Annotated in this window: 11 protein-coding genes; 1 reads left to right on the forward strand and 10 read right to left on the reverse strand. The window is 72.6% G+C overall.

The annotated features are described in order from the left end of the window. Positions 1-22 precede the first annotated feature (22 nt). From AB0A61_RS20955 to AB0A61_RS20975, 5 genes are all read right to left on the reverse strand, one after another. Positions 23-232, reverse strand: coding sequence for a hypothetical protein (locus tag AB0A61_RS20955; RefSeq protein ID WP_361293991.1), 210 nt, complete (start codon positions 230-232; stop codon positions 23-25). Positions 233-366: 134 nt separating this feature from the next. After that, positions 367-690, reverse strand: coding sequence for a hypothetical protein (locus tag AB0A61_RS20960; protein ID WP_361293994.1), 324 nt, complete (start codon positions 688-690; stop codon positions 367-369). Further along, positions 687-1,055, reverse strand: coding sequence for a WhiB family transcriptional regulator (locus AB0A61_RS20965; RefSeq protein ID WP_361293997.1), 369 nt, complete (start codon positions 1,053-1,055; stop codon positions 687-689). The genes AB0A61_RS20960 and AB0A61_RS20965 overlap by 4 nt, the downstream gene beginning before the upstream one ends. A 175-nt stretch (positions 1,056-1,230) precedes the next feature. Next, on the reverse strand, positions 1,231-1,551 hold the full coding sequence (locus AB0A61_RS20970) for a hypothetical protein (protein WP_361294000.1): 321 nt from the start codon (positions 1,549-1,551) through the stop codon (positions 1,231-1,233). 164 nt (positions 1,552-1,715) lie between these two features. Next, positions 1,716-4,016 carry an ATP-dependent DNA helicase UvrD2 gene (locus AB0A61_RS20975; protein ID WP_361294002.1) on the reverse strand — a complete coding sequence of 767 codons (2,301 nt, stop codon included), beginning with the start codon at positions 4,014-4,016 and terminating at the stop codon, positions 1,716-1,718. 119 nt (positions 4,017-4,135) lie between these two features. Here AB0A61_RS20975 and AB0A61_RS20980 point away from each other — a divergent pair, with 119 nt between their 5' ends. Beyond that, the gene (locus AB0A61_RS20980; RefSeq protein ID WP_361294005.1) at positions 4,136-4,378 is read left to right on the forward strand and encodes a mycoredoxin; all 243 of its coding nucleotides are present in this window, start codon (positions 4,136-4,138) and stop codon (positions 4,376-4,378) included. A 181-nt stretch (positions 4,379-4,559) separates the two neighbouring features. On the opposite strand, the gene nudC is transcribed toward AB0A61_RS20980, so the two are convergent. The 5 genes from nudC to AB0A61_RS21005 all read right to left on the reverse strand — a co-directional run bounded on the left by nudC (position 4,560) and on the right by AB0A61_RS21005 (position 14,976). Then, on the reverse strand, positions 4,560-5,507 hold the full coding sequence (nudC, locus tag AB0A61_RS20985; protein WP_361294008.1) for an NAD(+) diphosphatase: 948 nt from the start codon (positions 5,505-5,507) through the stop codon (positions 4,560-4,562). A 195-nt stretch (positions 5,508-5,702) separates the two neighbouring features. Next, positions 5,703-7,106: a dipeptidase gene (locus tag AB0A61_RS20990; protein ID WP_361294011.1), complete on the reverse strand. Its 1,404-nt coding sequence runs from the start codon at positions 7,104-7,106 to the stop codon at positions 5,703-5,705. A gap of 10 nt (positions 7,107-7,116) precedes the next feature. Continuing rightward, complete coding sequence (locus tag AB0A61_RS20995; protein WP_361294014.1) at positions 7,117-10,710, reverse strand: UvrD-helicase domain-containing protein; 3,594 nt, start codon at positions 10,708-10,710, stop codon at positions 7,117-7,119. Between the two features lie 240 nt (positions 10,711-10,950). Next, positions 10,951-14,271 (reverse strand): ATP-dependent DNA helicase, encoded by a 3,321-nt coding sequence (locus AB0A61_RS21000; RefSeq protein ID WP_361294017.1) that lies wholly within the window; start codon positions 14,269-14,271, stop codon positions 10,951-10,953. A gap of 318 nt (positions 14,272-14,589) precedes the next feature. Further along, complete coding sequence (locus tag AB0A61_RS21005) at positions 14,590-14,976, reverse strand: MGMT family protein (protein ID WP_361294020.1); 387 nt, start codon at positions 14,974-14,976, stop codon at positions 14,590-14,592. Positions 14,977-15,259: the final 283 nt, after the last annotated feature.

A 15,259-nucleotide genomic window follows, 5' to 3' on the forward strand; every position in this document is an offset into this window, starting at 1 on the left:
GCACGCCCGCTCCTCGCGGCTCCTACCACCAGGGCGAGTCCAGGCGGCCCTCGATGGATCTGAGGTTCTCGCGGGAGCAGGCGTCGCAGAAGTAGCGACGCACGCCACTCTCCACGGAACAGGTCCAGGTGGGTGGCGGCCCTTCGGCCGGGGTGCCGCAGCGGGCACAGACGAGGGGTGGGCGCTCAGCGATGGAGCCGCCGTGGTCACTGCCTCCGGAAAGACTCGTCACCCGGCGACGATATCGCCGCTGCCGGGATCGGGTGGTGCAACGCACCGCGGGGGCCGGTCCGTTCGGACGGACCGGCCCCCGCGGGAAGAGCTTCGCCTCTCTGCCCGGAGGCCACCGCTCAACGGTGTGGTCGGTTACTGCATGACCGCCATGGCGAGCGCGCGGCGGGCGCGCCGCGAGGCGCGCTCGGCACGGCGCTGCATCCGGCGGGCGGCCGCCAGGCGCGCGGCCTGGCGTTCCAGCTCGGCCTCATGCAGTCGCCCGTGCATATGCGCACGGGCCAGGGCTTCTGGGATGAGTTGCATCTCGCGGGTCCTGTTCTGGCGCGAGGCGTTCGCGCCGGTGGTGGTGACGTCTTCGGTCGCGGAGCCTGCGGGCTCGCTGGTGGACGGCTTCATCGGGGCCTGCTTCTTGGGGTCGTGCGTGAGAGGGCGGTCGATCGTTCCTGTGATGTTCATGCCGTGACCGGGTTCTTGCGCGGGCGGCCACGCGGCCGCTTCCGGGCGACGACGACACCCTGGACGAACAACTCGCCACCCCAGACGCCCCAGGGCTCACGCCGCTCCTTGGCGCCGGCGAGGCAGGCCTCGATCAGCGGGCAGGTGCGGCAGAGGGACTTGGCGTACTCCACGTCCGCGGGCGACTCGGCGAAGAAGACCTCCGGGTCGTAGGAGCGGCACGGGACGGGTACGCCGAGGTTCTCGATGGCGTCGTCGAGCGCGGTGAGCGCGGTGAGCGGGGTCAAGGTGGAGTCCTCCGTGAGGCAGGGCGGGGGGATCGTGTCGGAAGGCGGTACGGACGGGGCGTGCGCTTCGAGTTGCACGGTTCGTCTTCCTCGTCTGGTCGGTCCGGCCGGTCGGCCGGGTGTCGGCTGGGTACCGGGTTCTTTTTCTTGTCCCGAGGCCCCTTCGCTCCGCCGTCCCCGTTCGGGGAAAACAGAAGGGCCGCGGATCCCGGGTGGGGTTCCGCGGCCCTGAAGGCGCCGGCCTGATCGGCGATCAGGCTGGATCACTCCAGGGTTCTGGCCCACGGAAGGCCCACATCAGGTGGTGCTGCGTTGCCTGCTTCCGGTTTCCGGCACCGGCCGCCGTAAAGGCATAGGCCTGGGCCTGTGCCACTACTGCTTCCAGTGCCTTGGTCGGTCGCTCATTGCGCTCACGGACGGGAAGACCCGCGAGAGACACGAAGGACGCCGGACGCGCGGCACGGATGCCGGACAGACCGGTGCCCAGGGCGGAGCCGCCGAGCATGCACAGGGAGGCGACCGAGCGATCGGTCATTTTGGCGGTGCTGATGGAGCTGCTCTTGATGCTGATCACTGGACTCGCCTCCTCTCGGCGTCTCTGGGACTGGGCTGAGCCAGTCCGTTCGGGTATGCAAGTACAACACGGAAGCAGGGCCTCAGGAAGGCCGCTGTCCCCGTGACCAAGAACCTATGGGGATTGCTGGGGCATGCGCAAACTATTTTTTCGACGAGTTCGCATCAGTCCCGGTCTTCTTCCCTTCCGGGCTTCTGGCCTGAGCAGATGGCGAGAACGTCGGCGCCGTAGCGGTTGAGCTTGCGCGTCCCGACCCCGGGGATCCGCGCCAACTCGCGCTCGTCGTCGGGGACGGCCTCGGCGATCGCCATCAGGGTCTTGTCGGTGAAGACGCAGAACGCGGGCTGACCGCTGAGCCGCGCCTGGTCCGCCCGCCAGTCGCGCAGCCGCTCGTAGAGTCCCTCGTCCATGTCGGAGGGGCAGTCCTCACAGCGCATCAGCTTCATCTCACCCGCATCGGTGAGCGTGCGGCCGCAGACCCGGCAGCGGGCCGGGGTGCGCTGGGTCCGACGCACGGGGCCTCCTCCGGTGGCCCCGGCCATCGGGGTGCCGCCGAAGCCCCGGTCGATGCCTCCCGCACCGCCGGCACCGGCCCGGCCCGCGGTGGCGGCCGAACCGGGACGCAGCCCGTCGAGGAAGCGGCTGGGCCGACGGTTGGCGCGGCCGCCGGGCGAGCGGGACAGCGCCCAGGAGACGAGCAGTTGCTCGCGGGCCCGGGTGACGCCGACGTAGAGGAGGCGGCGCTCCTCCTCGATCTGTTCGTCGGTTCTGGCGTAGGTGATCGGGACCATGCCCTCGGCGACACCGACCAGGAAGACGACGTCCCACTCCAGGCCCTTCGCCGAATGCAGGGAGGCGAGGGTGACGCCCTGGACCGTCGGGGCGTGCTGGGCGTTGGCCCGTTCGTCGAGTTCGGCCACCAGGTCGCCGAGGGTGGCGCCGGGCTTGGCTGCGGCGAAGTCCTGCGCGAGGTTCACCAGTGCGGCCAACGACTCCCAGCGCTCTCTGACGGCACCGGAGCCGGCCGGGGGCTGCGGGGTCCAGCCCTCGCCGGAGAGCACGGCGCGCACCTGGGAGGGCAGGTCGACGGCGTCGTCGAGGAGGGCGTCGTTGCCGCCGAAGCGGGCGGCGCCGCGCAGGGCGATGGCCGCCTTGCGCACCTCGGGCCGGTCGAAGAAGCGCTCGGCACCGCGGAGCTGATAGGGGATCCCGACGTCCGCGAGGGCCTGCTCGTAGGTCTCGGACTGGGAGTTCGTCCGGAACAGGACCGCGATCTCGCTCGCCGGGACACCGGAGGCGATCAGGTCGCGGATGCGGCGGGCGGCGCCCTCGGCCTCGGCGGGTTCGTCGGTGTACTCGGCGTAGACGGGCTCGGGGCCCGGGGCCCGCTGGGAGACCAGTTCCAGCCGGTGGTCGGCGGCGCGGCCGCGGGCCTGGGCAAGCAGTCCGTTGGCCAGGTGGACGACCTGGGGGGTGGAGCGGTAGTCGCGCACCAGCTTGACGACGGTGGCGCCGGGGTGGCGGGTGCGGAAGTCCAGGAGGTGGTCGGGGGTTGCGCCCGTGAAGGAGTAGATCGTCTGGCTGGCGTCACCGACGACGCACAGGTTGTCGCGGTCGCCGAGCCACAGCTCCAGCAGTCGCTGCTGCAGGGGGCTGACGTCCTGGTACTCGTCCACCACGAAGTGCTGGTACTGGGCGCGGACCTGTTCGGCGATGTCGTGCCGGTCCTGGAGGACGGCAACGGTCAGCAGCAGGACGTCCTCGAAGTCGATGACGGCGCGGTCCCGCTTGAGGTCCTCGTAGCCGGAGTAGAGCTGGGCGATCTCGGCGGGGTTCCTGGGCGCCTCGCGGCCGGCCTTCGCGGCTGCGAGCGCGTAGTCGGCGGGGACGGTCTGGGTGACCTTGGACCATTCGATCTCGGCGGTGACGTCCCGCAGCTCGCCCCTGTCGAGGCGGATGCGGCAGGCGGCGGCCGCGTCCGCGACGAGCTGGATCTTGCGATCGACGAGCCGGGGCATGCTGCCACCGATCGCTTTCGGCCAGAAGTACTGCAGCTGCCGCAGGGCGGCCGAGTGAAAGGTGCGCGCCTGGACGCCGTGCGCACCGAGCTGACGGAGGCGGCCGCGCATCTCGCCGGCGGCGCGGTTGGTGAAGGTGACAGCGAGCACGCTGGAGGGCTGGAGGATCCCCGCGCGCACCCCGTAGGCGATGCGGTGGGTGATCGCCCGGGTCTTGCCCGTCCCCGCCCCCGCCAGCACGCACACCGGGCCGTGCAGGGCGGTGGCCACCTCGCGCTGCTCGGGGTCGAGCCCTTCGAGCACCGCGTCGGCCGAGTCCGGTACGCGCGGGAAGAGCGTGGAGTGCGTTGCTGCTGTCACACGGCCATGCTGCCAGGTCGCGGGAGACAGGTGAGGCGGTTGTCCACAGGCAGCCCCTCGCAGTCGTACTAATGCGGCGAGCGTCATGTGCTGGTGCGGCGACCGTCACGTGCTGCCGGATACCCGGGCGGGAATGCCGGGTCCGTGGCGTACGTTCCTCCCCAGCGACCATTACGTCCCCGAGCCGCCGAAGGAGCGCGAAAGACATGCTGGGTTCTGTGACCATGTACAGCACCACGTGGTGTGGCTACTGCCGCCGACTGAAGAGCCAGCTGGACCGCGAGGGCATCGCGTACACGGAGATCAACATCGAGCAGGACCCGGAGTCCGCAGCGTTCGTCGAGAAGGCGAATGGCGGAAACCAGACGGTACCGACCGTGCTCTTCCAGGACGGCACGACGCTGACGAACCCCTCGCTGGCGCAGGTCAAGCAGAAGATCGGCGCCTGAGCGCTCCCGGCGCTGCGGCTGCTTCCGCACAGAGGGCGGTCCCTGTAATGACTCAGGGACCGCCCTCTTGTGATGCATAGGGACCCGGAAGCCGGGCGGTGCGCAGGGCCCCGGGCTGGTGCGCAGGAAGCCCGGCAGCGCGGAGTCGTGAGGGGCGGCCGACCCCGGTCGCCCGCCGGTGTCAGACGAAATTCCTCGTCGGCAGCGGCGTGCCGTACCAGAGCTCGATGAGCCGGGCCGCGATGGAGATGCCGTACGGCGGCAGGACCTCGCCGGACTCGAAGGCCGCGCGGAGCTCCTCGCGGGAGAACCAGCGGGCCTCGTGGATCTCGTCGCCGTCGACATTGATCTCGGTCGAGGTGGCGCGGGCCGTGAAGCCCAGCATCAGGCTGGACGGAAAGGGCCAGGGCTGGCTCGCGACGTACTCGACCTGGCCGACGGTGATGCCGACCTCCTCGTGGACCTCCCGCCGCACCGACTGCTCGATGGACTCGCCGGGCTCGACGAAGCCGGCGAGCGTGGAGAAGCGGCCCTCGGGCCAGTGCACCTGCCGGCCGAGCAGGATGCGGTCCTCGTCGTCGGTGACGGCCATGATCACGGCCGGGTCGGTGCGCGGGTAGTGCTCGGCGCCGCAGGCCGGGCAGCGGCGGATGTGGCCGGCCGCGGCGATCACGGTGCGCTCGCCGCAGCGGGAGCAGAAGCGGTGCAGGCGCTGCCAGTTCTCCAGGGCCACGGCGTGCACCATCAGAGCGGCGTCCCGGGGCGACAGGAGCAGTCCGGCCTCGCGCAGCCCCGCCGGGCGTGCCGACTGGTCCATGCGGCCGGGCAGCGCGTCCTTCTGCAGGGCGAAGTAGCTGACGCCGTCCTCGTCCGTGCCCAGGAAGTAGCGATGCGCCTCGGTGAGGGGGGCTTCGAAGGAGGGTGTCATGACGAGTTCGGTGCGCCCGTCGGGCGTCTCGTCGATGAGGACCTGGCCGCCGGAGACCACGAAGCAGCGTGTGGACGGGTGGCTCCAGGCGGCGGCGAGCCAGGCCTCGTCGAGCCGGTGATGGGCGGCCCGGTCGATGCCGCTGGGGGCGGTGAGCGAGATGGGCCGGTCGGCGGTGTGGTCGGTCCAGGTGGTGGTCACGGTGCTTCCAACTCCCCCGGTGGAACGGTTGTTTGGGCGACGGTTCAGCGAGACGTGCGGCAGGAGGCGACCGCGTCCGGCGATGCCTGGAGGTGCGGGGCGGCCCTCCCAGTGTGCCCTGGGCCGGGCACCGCTTCGGACAGTCCCCGTCCGTGATCGGAGGGTGTCGCCTCGTCCTCGGACGGTGCCGGGCGGTCAGGGCGCATCGCGCCAGTGCTCCGCGAGATCGCCCCACAGGTAGGCGCTGGTCTCGACGCCCTTGAGCAGGAGGTCGAGTTCGACCTTCTCGTTCGGGGCGTGCCAGCCGTCGGACGGGACGGAGATGCCCAGGAACAGGACGGGGGCGCCGAGGACCTCCTGGAGGTCGGCGGCCGGGCCCGAGCCGCCCTCGCGCGTGTAGCGGACGGGCGTGCCGAAGGCCCGGCCCATGGCCCGGACGACGGACTGCAGGGCCGGGTGGTCCAGGGGGGTAAGGCACGGGCGGGTGGCCGAGCCGAAGGTGATCTCGTGCCGGATCCCGGCGGGCAGCTGCTCGCCGGCCCAGGCGCGGACGGCCTTCTCGACGTGCTCGGGGTCTTGGCCCGCGACCAGCCGGAACGACAGCTTCACCATGGCCGTGGACGGGATGATCGTCTTGCTGCCGGGGCCCTGGTAGCCACCGCCGATGCCGTTGACCTCGGCGGTGGGACGGGCCCAGATACGCTCCAGGGTCGTGTGTCCGGCCTCTCCGTGCGTGGCGTGGGACCTGGCGGTGCGCAGCCACTGCTGTTCGTCGAAGGGCAGCTCGGCGAAGAGTTCGCGCTCCCGGTCGGTGAGCTCGACGATGCCGTCGTAGAAGCCGGGGATCGCCACCCGCGCGTGCTCGTCGTGGAGGGCGGAGACGAGGCGGGCGGCGGCGGTCGCCGGGTTGGGCACGGCACCGCCGAAGGAGCCCGAGTGGATGTCCTGGTCGGGACCGTACAGCTGGATCTCGCACTCGGCGAGGCCCCGCATGCCGGTGCACACCGTGGGGGTGTCCTCGGCCCACATGCCGGTGTCGGAGACGATCACCGCGTCGGCGGCCAGGCGGTCGGCGTGCTCTTCGACCAGCGCCCGGAAGTGCGGGGAGCCGGACTCCTCCTCGCCCTCGATCAGGAGCTTCAGGTGCACGGCCGGGGCGGTGCGGCCGGCGGCGACGAGGTGGGCGCGGACGCCGAGTGTGTGGAAGAACACCTGCCCCTTGTCGTCGGCCGCCCCGCGCGCGTAGAGACGGTTGCCGCGGACGACGGGTTCGAAGGGGTCGCTGTCCCAGCCGTCCTCGCGGGCGGCGGGCTGCACGTCGTGGTGGCCGTAGACGAGGACGGTGGGGGCCTCGGGGTCGTCGGAGGGCCACTCGGCGAAGACGGCCGGGGCGCCCGGGGTCTGCCAGACCTCGGTGGTCGTGAAGCCGGTCTCCTTGAGCTTTGCCGCGAGCCAGTCGGCGCTGCGCCGTACGTCGGGCGCGTGGTCGGGCTGCGCCGACACGGACGGGATGCGCAGCCACTCGGCGAGGTCGTCGAGGAAGGCGGCACGGTGCTGCTCGATGTACGTGCGGACGGCGCTGTCCGGGGTCTGGCTCATGCCGCCGAGCCTATCGGCCCGCGGTGACATCCTCCTCGGGCGGTTCGTCACACCGCGCCTCCTCCAGCAGCAGGCGCTCCAGCGCGGCCCGGTCCGGAAGGTTCCCCGGTCGTACGACCTCGCCGGTGCGCACATAGAGGAACACGGCGGTGACGCGCTCCAGGGGCACACCGTGCTGTTCCGCCCAGGCGAGCCGGTACAGGGCCAGCTGGAGCGGGTCGGCGGTCAGGCCGCGGCCGGTCTTCCAGTCGACGATCTCGTACGTCGTCTCGTCACCGGCGCCCTCCTTGTAGACGGCGTCGATGCGGCCGCGCACGACGCGGCCGGCGATGCCCAGCTGGAAGGGGGCTTCGACGCGGTAGGGCGTGCGGTGTGCGTAGGCGGTGCGTTCGAAGGCCTCCTTGAGGATCTCCAGGTCGCGTTCGTCGGCGATCTCGGCGTCGCGGCCGGGCAGTTCCTCCGGCTCCAGCAGGGGAAGCGTGAGCTCTTCGAACCGCGCCTCGACCCAGGCGTGGAAGCGGGTGCCGCGGCGCGCGGCCGGTTGCGGGGGGCGCGGCATGGGTCGCGCGAGGTCACGCGCGAAACCGTCCGGGTCGGCGGCCAGCCGCAGTACCTGCGAAGCGGTGAGCGTCGTCGGCAGGGGTACGTCGGTGACGTGCTGCCGGGCGCGCTGGAGCTCTCCGGTGAGGGCGTCGAGGTCGCGGTCCCAGGAGGCGACGGTGCGGGCCTCCTCCGGGGTGAGGGGCACGGGCTGCGGTGCCTGCGGGTGGGGACGGGCGGCGGGCAGCACGGGGTGCTGTTCCGGGGACGTCGCCTGGTGCGGCACGGTCGGGCGCTCACTCGTCCACGCGTCCCAGTCGGCCGTGTCCTCGCCGTCGTCGGGGTTCTCGTCGCCGTAGGGCTTCTCGTCGCCGTAGGGGTTCTCGTCGCCGTGGGTGTCCGCATCGTCAGACGCCTCGTCCCAGTGGGGCGGCTCGTCCCCGTAGGGCGGCTGGTCTCCCGAGGGTGGCTCGTCGGCGTCCGGGGGTGACGGCCAGTCCGGGTCGTCGTGGGTGTCCGGGTCGTGCATGGCAGGCGGGTGCGGGTGGCCGCCCGAGTGCGAGGCGAGGTCCTCCAGGTGTGCGAGGACGGTCGTGGCGGCCGCCCGGCGGCGGGCGAGCGCGGACTCGTCCAGGGGCAGCGGCCAGACCCGGTCGGCGGTGGCCCGGTGCAGGGCCGGGTTCTCCTCGTCCTCTTCCGGCTCCTCCGCCCACTGCTCGATCTCGCCGTACCCGGCGGCGCAGTGGTCGTACAGGTCCTGAAGGAAGGCGGAAGGGCCGCGGGGCTTCTTCTGGCTCGGGCCCCACCAGTGACCGGAGCCGAGGAGCAGGGAGCGGGGCCGGGTGAAGGTGACGTAGCCGAGGCGGAGTTCCTCGGTGTGCTGGTGCTCCTTCATCGCCTCGTGGAAGGCCTTGATGCCGCGGGCGTCCCAGCTGCCGATGTCGGGCAGCGTGTCGGCGTCGCCGCGCAGTGCGTGCGGCAGGACCTTGCCCTGGCTGGTCCACTTCTCGCGGCCCTGGCTGCTGGGGAAGGTGCCGGTGACCAGGCCGGGGACGGCGACGACGTCCCACTCCAGGCCCTTCGACTTGTGCGCGGTGAGCACCTTGACGGTGTTCTCGCCGCCGGGCAGCGCGTTGTCGAGGCCCTTTTCGTACTGTGCCGCGGTGCGCAGGAAGCCGAGGAAGGCCAGCAGGGTCGCCTCGCCGTCGGACGCGGCGAAGGAGGCGGCGATGTCGAGGAAGTTCGACAGGGTCTCACGGCGGCGGGCGGCCAGGGCGTGCGGGGACGCCGACAACTCCACCTCCAGACCGGTGACGGCGAGGACGCGGTGCAGCACGTCCATCAGCGGGTCCGACAGCGAGCGGCGCAGGTCGCGCAGCTCGGCGGCGAGCCGGGCGAACCGCACGCGCGCGTCGGGCGAGAACGGCAGCCCGTCGTCGTCCCCACCGCCGCCGAGTGGTGTCTCCAGGAACGTGTCGAGGGCGTCGGCGAGCGAGATCACCTCGGCGGGGTCGACTCCTTCGACTGCCTCGGCGAGGCGCCGGTCCGGGTCGTCGTCGGCGTCCACGCGCGCGTGGGCCACGAGCCGTCTCGCCCGCCGACCCAGAAGGGCGAGGTCGCGTGGGCCGATGCGCCAGCGCGGGCCGGTCAGGAGCCGGACCAGGGAGGCGTTCGCGCCGGGATCCTGCAGGACCTCGCAGACGGCGACGAGGTCGGCGACCTCGGGCAGGTGCAGCAGACCGGACAGGCCGACCACCTCGACCGGGAGGTCGCGGGCGACCAGGGCTCCCTGGATCTCGGCGAAGTCGGTGGCCGTGCGGCACAGGACCGCGATCTCCCCGGGTGCCTTGCCGGTCCGTACGAGGTGGGCGATCGAGTCGGCGACCCAGTCGATCTCCTGGGCGTGGGTGCGCAGCAGGGCGCAGCGGACCAGGCCGTCGCGCTCGGCACCCGGAGCGGGGCGCAGCGCCTCCACGCCCGCGTGCATGGCGCGCAGGGGCTCGGCTAGGCCGTTGGCGAGGTCGAGGAGGCGACCGCCGCTGCGGCGGTTCTCGCTGAGCGCCTGACGGGTGGCGGGGCTGCCGTCGGCGTGCGCGAAGTGCTCGGGGAAGTCGTCGAGGTTGGCGACGGAGGCGCCACGCCAGCCGTAGATCGCCTGGCAGGGGTCGCCGACGGCGGTCACCGGGTGGCCGGTGCCACCGCCGAACAGGCCGGCCAGCAGGATGCGCTGGGCGACGGACGTGTCCTGGTACTCGTCGAGCAGCACCACCCGGAACTCGTCGCGCAGCAGGCGGCCGACCTCGGGAAGCCGGGCGAGCTGTGCCGCGAGGGCGATCTGGTCGCCGAAGTCGAGCAGGTCCCGTTCGCGCTTCGCGGCCCGGTAGCGCACCACCAGCTCGGCCAGCTCCCGGCGGGCGGCGGCCGTCTCGGGAACCTTGCGCAGGTCGGCGTTGGTGAGCCTGGTGTCCTCGAGGCCGCGCAGCAGCTCGGCGTCCCAGGTGCGCAGTTCCTGCGGGCCTACGAGGTGTTCGGCCAGCTCGGCGTCGAGGGCGAGCAGATCGCTGACCAGGTCGGGGAAGGAGCGGGTGAGCGCCGGGTAGGGGCCCGGCGCCTCGCGCAGCACCCGCGCGGCGAGCTGGTAGCGGGTGGCGTCGGCGAGCAGGCGGGCGGTGGGTTCGAGCCCGATGCGCAGGCCGTGGTCGGTCAGCAGCCGGCCGGCGAAGGCGTGGTAGGTGGAGATCACCGGCTCGCCCGGCGGGTTCTCCGGGTCGATGACATCGGGGTCGGTGACGCCGGCCTTGATCAACGCCTTGCGGACGCGCTCGGCGAGTTCACCGGCCGCCTTGTTGGTGAAGGTCAGACCGAGCACCTGCTCGGGGGCGACCTGTCCGGTACCGACCAGCCACACCACGCGGGCCGCCATCACCGTCGTCTTCCCGGATCCGGCGCCGGCCACGATCACCTGCGGGGCGGGCGGCGCGGTGATGCAGGCCGTCTGCTCCGGGGTGAACGGAATCCCGAGGAGCTCCTTGAGCTGCTCGGGATCGGTGATACTGGCGGACACTCCAGAGAGGCTAGCGGCGAGCACTGACAACGGGTGACGGATCGCCTTCCGGCGCCGCAGAGACGCAGGTCAGCACGTGCGGTGCCCTGCGTCACAGTGAGCGTGCGCGATTACTCGGTGCGACGGCTTCGGGCGACCACTCAGCGCAACGGCTTCGGGCGACCACTCGGTACGACGGCTTCTGGCGACCACTCGGTACGACCGCTTGCGGTGATCATTCGGCACAGCGATTCCGGACGATCACTCGACGACGTGCCGCCCCTCCGGCCGAGCGCTGCACGACGCCCGGAACGCGCAGTGCGTGCAGTGCTGACCGGCGCTCGGCGTGAACCGTTCGTCCAGGACCTTTCCGGCCGCGGTCGCCAGCAACTCACCGACCCACTCCCCCTCCAGCGGGTCCTGGGCCTGCACCTTGGGCAGACCGTCCCCGCCGTCCCTCCTGGCCGCGCCCTGGCGCAGCTGGACCAGTTCCGCGCCGCCCGGCTCGGGGCGTATCCCGTCGAAGGGCTCGTCGACGGCGCCCTCCCGGACGGCGAGCTGGTAGACGGCCAGCTGCGGATGGCGCGCGACCTCGGCGGACGTGGGCGCCTGCTTGCCGGTCTTGAAGTCGACGACGTAGGCGCGGCCGTCGCCGTCGACCTCCACACGGTCCATGGAGCCGCGGATGCGCACCTGGTAGTCGCCCGCCTTCAGGGTCACGTCGAAGTCGTGCTCGCTGGCCACCGGGGTGCGGCCGGTGCGGTCCAGGACGTGCCACTTCAGGAAGCGTTCGAGCGCCACGCGCGCGTTCTCCTTCTCCTGCGCCGACTTCCACGGCGCGTCGAAGGCGAGCGCGTTCCACACCGTGTCCAGCCGCTCCATGAGGACCGCGAGGTCGGCGGGGGTGCGTCCGGAGGCGACCTCGTCGGCGAGGACGTGCACCACGTTGCCGAAGCCCTGGGCCGCCGTGGCAGGGGTGTCGGCCTTGACCTCCCGGCCGAGGAACCACTGCAGGGAACAGGTGTTGGCGAGTTGGTCGAGGGCGCTTCCGGACAGTACGACGGGCTGGTCACGGTCGCGCAGCGGCACCTTGCTCTCGGTCGGCTCGGCCATGCCCCACCAGCGGTAGGGGTGCGCGGCGGGCACCAGCGGTCGGCCCTCGTCGTCGGCGAGCGCCGCCAGCCGGGCCAGCCGGTGCGCGGCGGCGTCCCGGAGCGTGTCGGACACGCGCGGGTCGACCGTCGTCGCGCGCAGGTCGGCGACCAGCGCGGCCACGGACAGCGGGCGGCGCGGGCGGCCGGTGACGTCCCTGGGTTCGACGCCGAGTTCGGTGAGGAAGCGGGAGGGCTGGTCGCCGTCGTCCGCGGGGGCCTTCACTGCGGTCACGACGAGGCGTTCACGCGCGCGCGTGGCGGCCACGTAGAACAGGCGGCGTTCCTCCGCCAGAAGTGCTCCGGGAGTCAGGGGCGCGGCGAGTCCGTCCCGCCCGATGCGGTCCGCCTCCAGCAACGAGCCGCGTCGGCGCAGGTCGGGCCACAGTCCCTCCTGGACGCCGGCGACGACCACGAGCCGCCACTGCAGGCCCTTGGAGCGGTGCGCGGTCATCAGGCGTACGGCCTCGGGGCGCAGGGCCCGCCGGGTGAGCGTGTCGGCGGCGATGTCCTCGGCCTCGATCTCCTCCAGGAAGTTCAGGGCGCCGCGGCCCCCGGTGCGCTCCTCGGCGCGGGCGGCGGTCGCGAACAGGGCGCACACGGCGTCCAGGTCCCGGTCGGCGTTGCGTCCGGCCGCTCCTCCGCGCCGGGTGGCCCGCTCCAGGCGTGCGGGCCACGGCGTGCCCTCCCAGAGGTCCCACAGTGCCTCCTCGGTCGTGCCGCCGCCTGCCAGGCGCTCCCTGGCTCTTCTGAGCAGCGCGCCGAGGCGCTGGGCACCGCGCGCGTACGTGGGGTCGTGCACGGTCAGGCGCTCGGGTTCGGCGAGCGCCCGCGCGAGGAGCTCGTCGGAAGGCGGCGGTACCGGGTTGCCCGCGGTCCGCTCCTCGTCGCGCAGCGCGCGGCCCAGGCGGCGCAGGTCTGCGGTGTCCATGCCGGCGAGGGGTGAGGCGAGGAGGGTGAGGGCGGTGTCGGTGTCGAGCCAGCAGCCGTCAGGGTCCGGCTCCGCGGCGACGGTCTGCTCGCCGGGGCGCCGCCCGGCTTCCGCCGTCGCCACCGCACGAAGTGCCGTCAGCAGCGGGGCCACCGCCGGTTCGTGGCGCAGTGGCAGGTCGTCGCCGTCGACGTCCAGGGGGACGCCGGCGGCCGTGAGGGCCCGGCGAACCGTGGGGACGGTGCGGGCTCCCGCGCGCACCAGCACGGCCATCTCGCTCCACGGGACTCCGTCCTCCAGGTGGGCCCGGCGCAGGATGTCGGCGATGTTGTCCAGCTCCGTGCCCGGCGTCGGGTACGTGTAGACCTCGACGCGGCCGCCTTCCCGCACCGGGGTCAGTTCCCGGTGGGCACGCACCTTGTCGGCCGGAAGGCGGGTCAGCGGCATGCGCTGGGTGAGCAGGCGGGTGGCGGTCAGCAGTGCGGCGGCGGAGCGGCGGGAGGTGCGCAGGACGGCGACCGGGGCGGGACGGCCGTCCGCTCGGGGGAACGCCTGCGGGAAGTCGAGGATGCCGTTCACGTCGGCGCCGCGGAAGGCGTAGATCGACTGGTCGGGGTCGCCGAAGGCGAGCAGGGTACGGCCGCCGCCGGCCAGGGCGTGCAGCAGCCGTACCTGGGCCGGGTCGGTGTCCTGGTACTCGTCCACGTAGATCGTGTCGTACCGCGCGGCGAGCTGCCGGGTGACCTCGGGACGACGGGCGAGGAGCACCGCGCGGTGCACGAGTTCCGCGTAGTCGAGCACCCCCTGGAGGTCCAGGACGTCGAGGTACTCGGCGAGGAAGGCGGCCGCGGCCTGCCAGTCGGGGCGGCCGATGCGGTGGGCGAAGGCGGCCAGGGCATCGGGGCCCAGCCCCAGCTCACGGCTGCGGGCGAGGACCGCGCGGACCTCGTCGGCGAATCCGCGGGTGGTCAGACAGGCGCGCAGCTCGTCCGGCCAGCGCACATGGGTGAGGCCGAGCCGCTCCAGGTCGATCTGACCGGCGAGGAGCTCGCGCACGGTCACGTCCTGTTCGGGGCCGGACAGCAGCCGCAGGGGCTCCGCGAACAGGGTGCTGTCCTGCTGGGCGCGGACCAGGGCGTAGCAGAACGAGTGGAAGGTGGTCGCCCGGGGCGCGTGGGCCGCTCCGGTGCGTAGCGCCATGCGGTCGCGCAACTCGACGGCGGCCTTGCGGCTGAACGTCAGCACGAGGATCCGCTCGGGGTCCCCGCCGCGGGCGATCCGCGCGGCCACGGACTCGACGAGAGTGGTCGTCTTGCCGGTGCCCGGGCCTGCGAGGACGAGCAGTGGGCCGGTCTCGTGGTCAACCACGGCGCGCTGTGCCGCGTCCAGACGGGGGGGATCGGGTCGGGCCGGTGGGGTACGCACCAGTCGGTAAGCGCCACGGTTCCCCTGCCGCACCTGGGGGTGCGGCAGACGCCTGGTGGAGGAAGAGGAGCTCACGTGGTTCGCCGGTCCTGGTGGGTGTGCTGGGGTCTGTCACTGCGGCGCGGGACGCCGTCGTCACGGGGGCGGGCCGCCGCCCGTGGACGACGGTGACCGCGGGATGAGCGGGATGAGCGGGATGAACGGGATGAGGGGGACACGTGCTACCGAAGCTACGCCGAGGGCCGGGTCGGAAGCAGGGCTTCCGCTTATTGCCTCCGCACCACCGGTCACGCATGTCCCTCGACGCACGAACGTACGCCACGCCGCGGACGTGCCCGGATTCCCCCGTACGGGCCACGGGCTCCCCGTGGGCCGCTCCGATGGCGGAAGCTGTCAGGTGTGACCCTGCGCACGTTCACCGCCATCCCACCGGGCCCGCTTCATGTCGATGCGCGGCAGATGGCCCTCGGTCGTTCTGCCCGCCTCCCGCAGGGGCGTCCCCTCGGTGCGGTAATGGGTGAGCGCGCGCAGTTCGTGGCCCGGGAGGAGAACCCCGTCGGCGCGCACGATGCGCCACCACGGGACGGCTCCGCCGTAGAGGGCCATCACGCGGCCGACCTGCCGCGGGCCTCCCTCCTCCAGCCATTCGGCGACGTCCCCATAGGTCATGACGCGCCCCGGCGGGACGAGTTCGGCGACCTCGAGGACCCGCTCGGCGTACCCGGGCAGCGCGTCCGGGGGTTCCGGGTGGCCGTCGTCCGGAAGGCTCTCATCGCTCATCCGCCCCATCCTGCCCCACCCCACCGACACCGCGACGAACTGCCCACCGTGCGTGACTCTCGCACCGGAGCGACACTTCGGGCAGACTGTGCGCCCCCGCATTTGCACCCTGATGCCCCCGTGTGTCGGTGTGGCATGCCACCATCGTGCGGGCGGTGACCGGTGATACGAGACCAAGAAGAGACCATGAAGCAGCAGGGCGTGCACCCCAGCGACGCGGAGGGCACCTCTGGGGTCTCGTCGCGCCCCGGCACCGGCGACGCGGACGGCGCCAAGGCCGTAC

This window comes from Streptomyces sp. NPDC046197, from assembly GCF_040646295.1.
Taxonomy (GTDB): domain Bacteria; phylum Actinomycetota; class Actinomycetes; order Streptomycetales; family Streptomycetaceae; genus Streptomyces.

Coding starts and splice junctions, on each gene's coding strand:
- AB0A61_RS20990 (WP_361294011.1), bottom strand. CDS start 7,106: ATGAGCCAGACCCCGGACAGCGCCGTCCGCACGTACATCGAGCAGCAC.
- AB0A61_RS20980 (WP_361294005.1), top strand. CDS start 4,136: ATGCTGGGTTCTGTGACCATGTACAGCACCACGTGGTGTGGCTACTGC.
- AB0A61_RS20960 (WP_361293994.1), bottom strand. CDS start 690: ATGAACATCACAGGAACGATCGACCGCCCTCTCACGCACGACCCCAAG.
- AB0A61_RS21005 (WP_361294020.1), bottom strand. CDS start 14,976: ATGAGCGATGAGAGCCTTCCGGACGACGGCCACCCGGAACCCCCGGAC.
- AB0A61_RS20975 (WP_361294002.1), bottom strand. CDS start 4,016: ATGACGCTCGCCGCATTAGTACGACTGCGAGGGGCTGCCTGTGGACAA.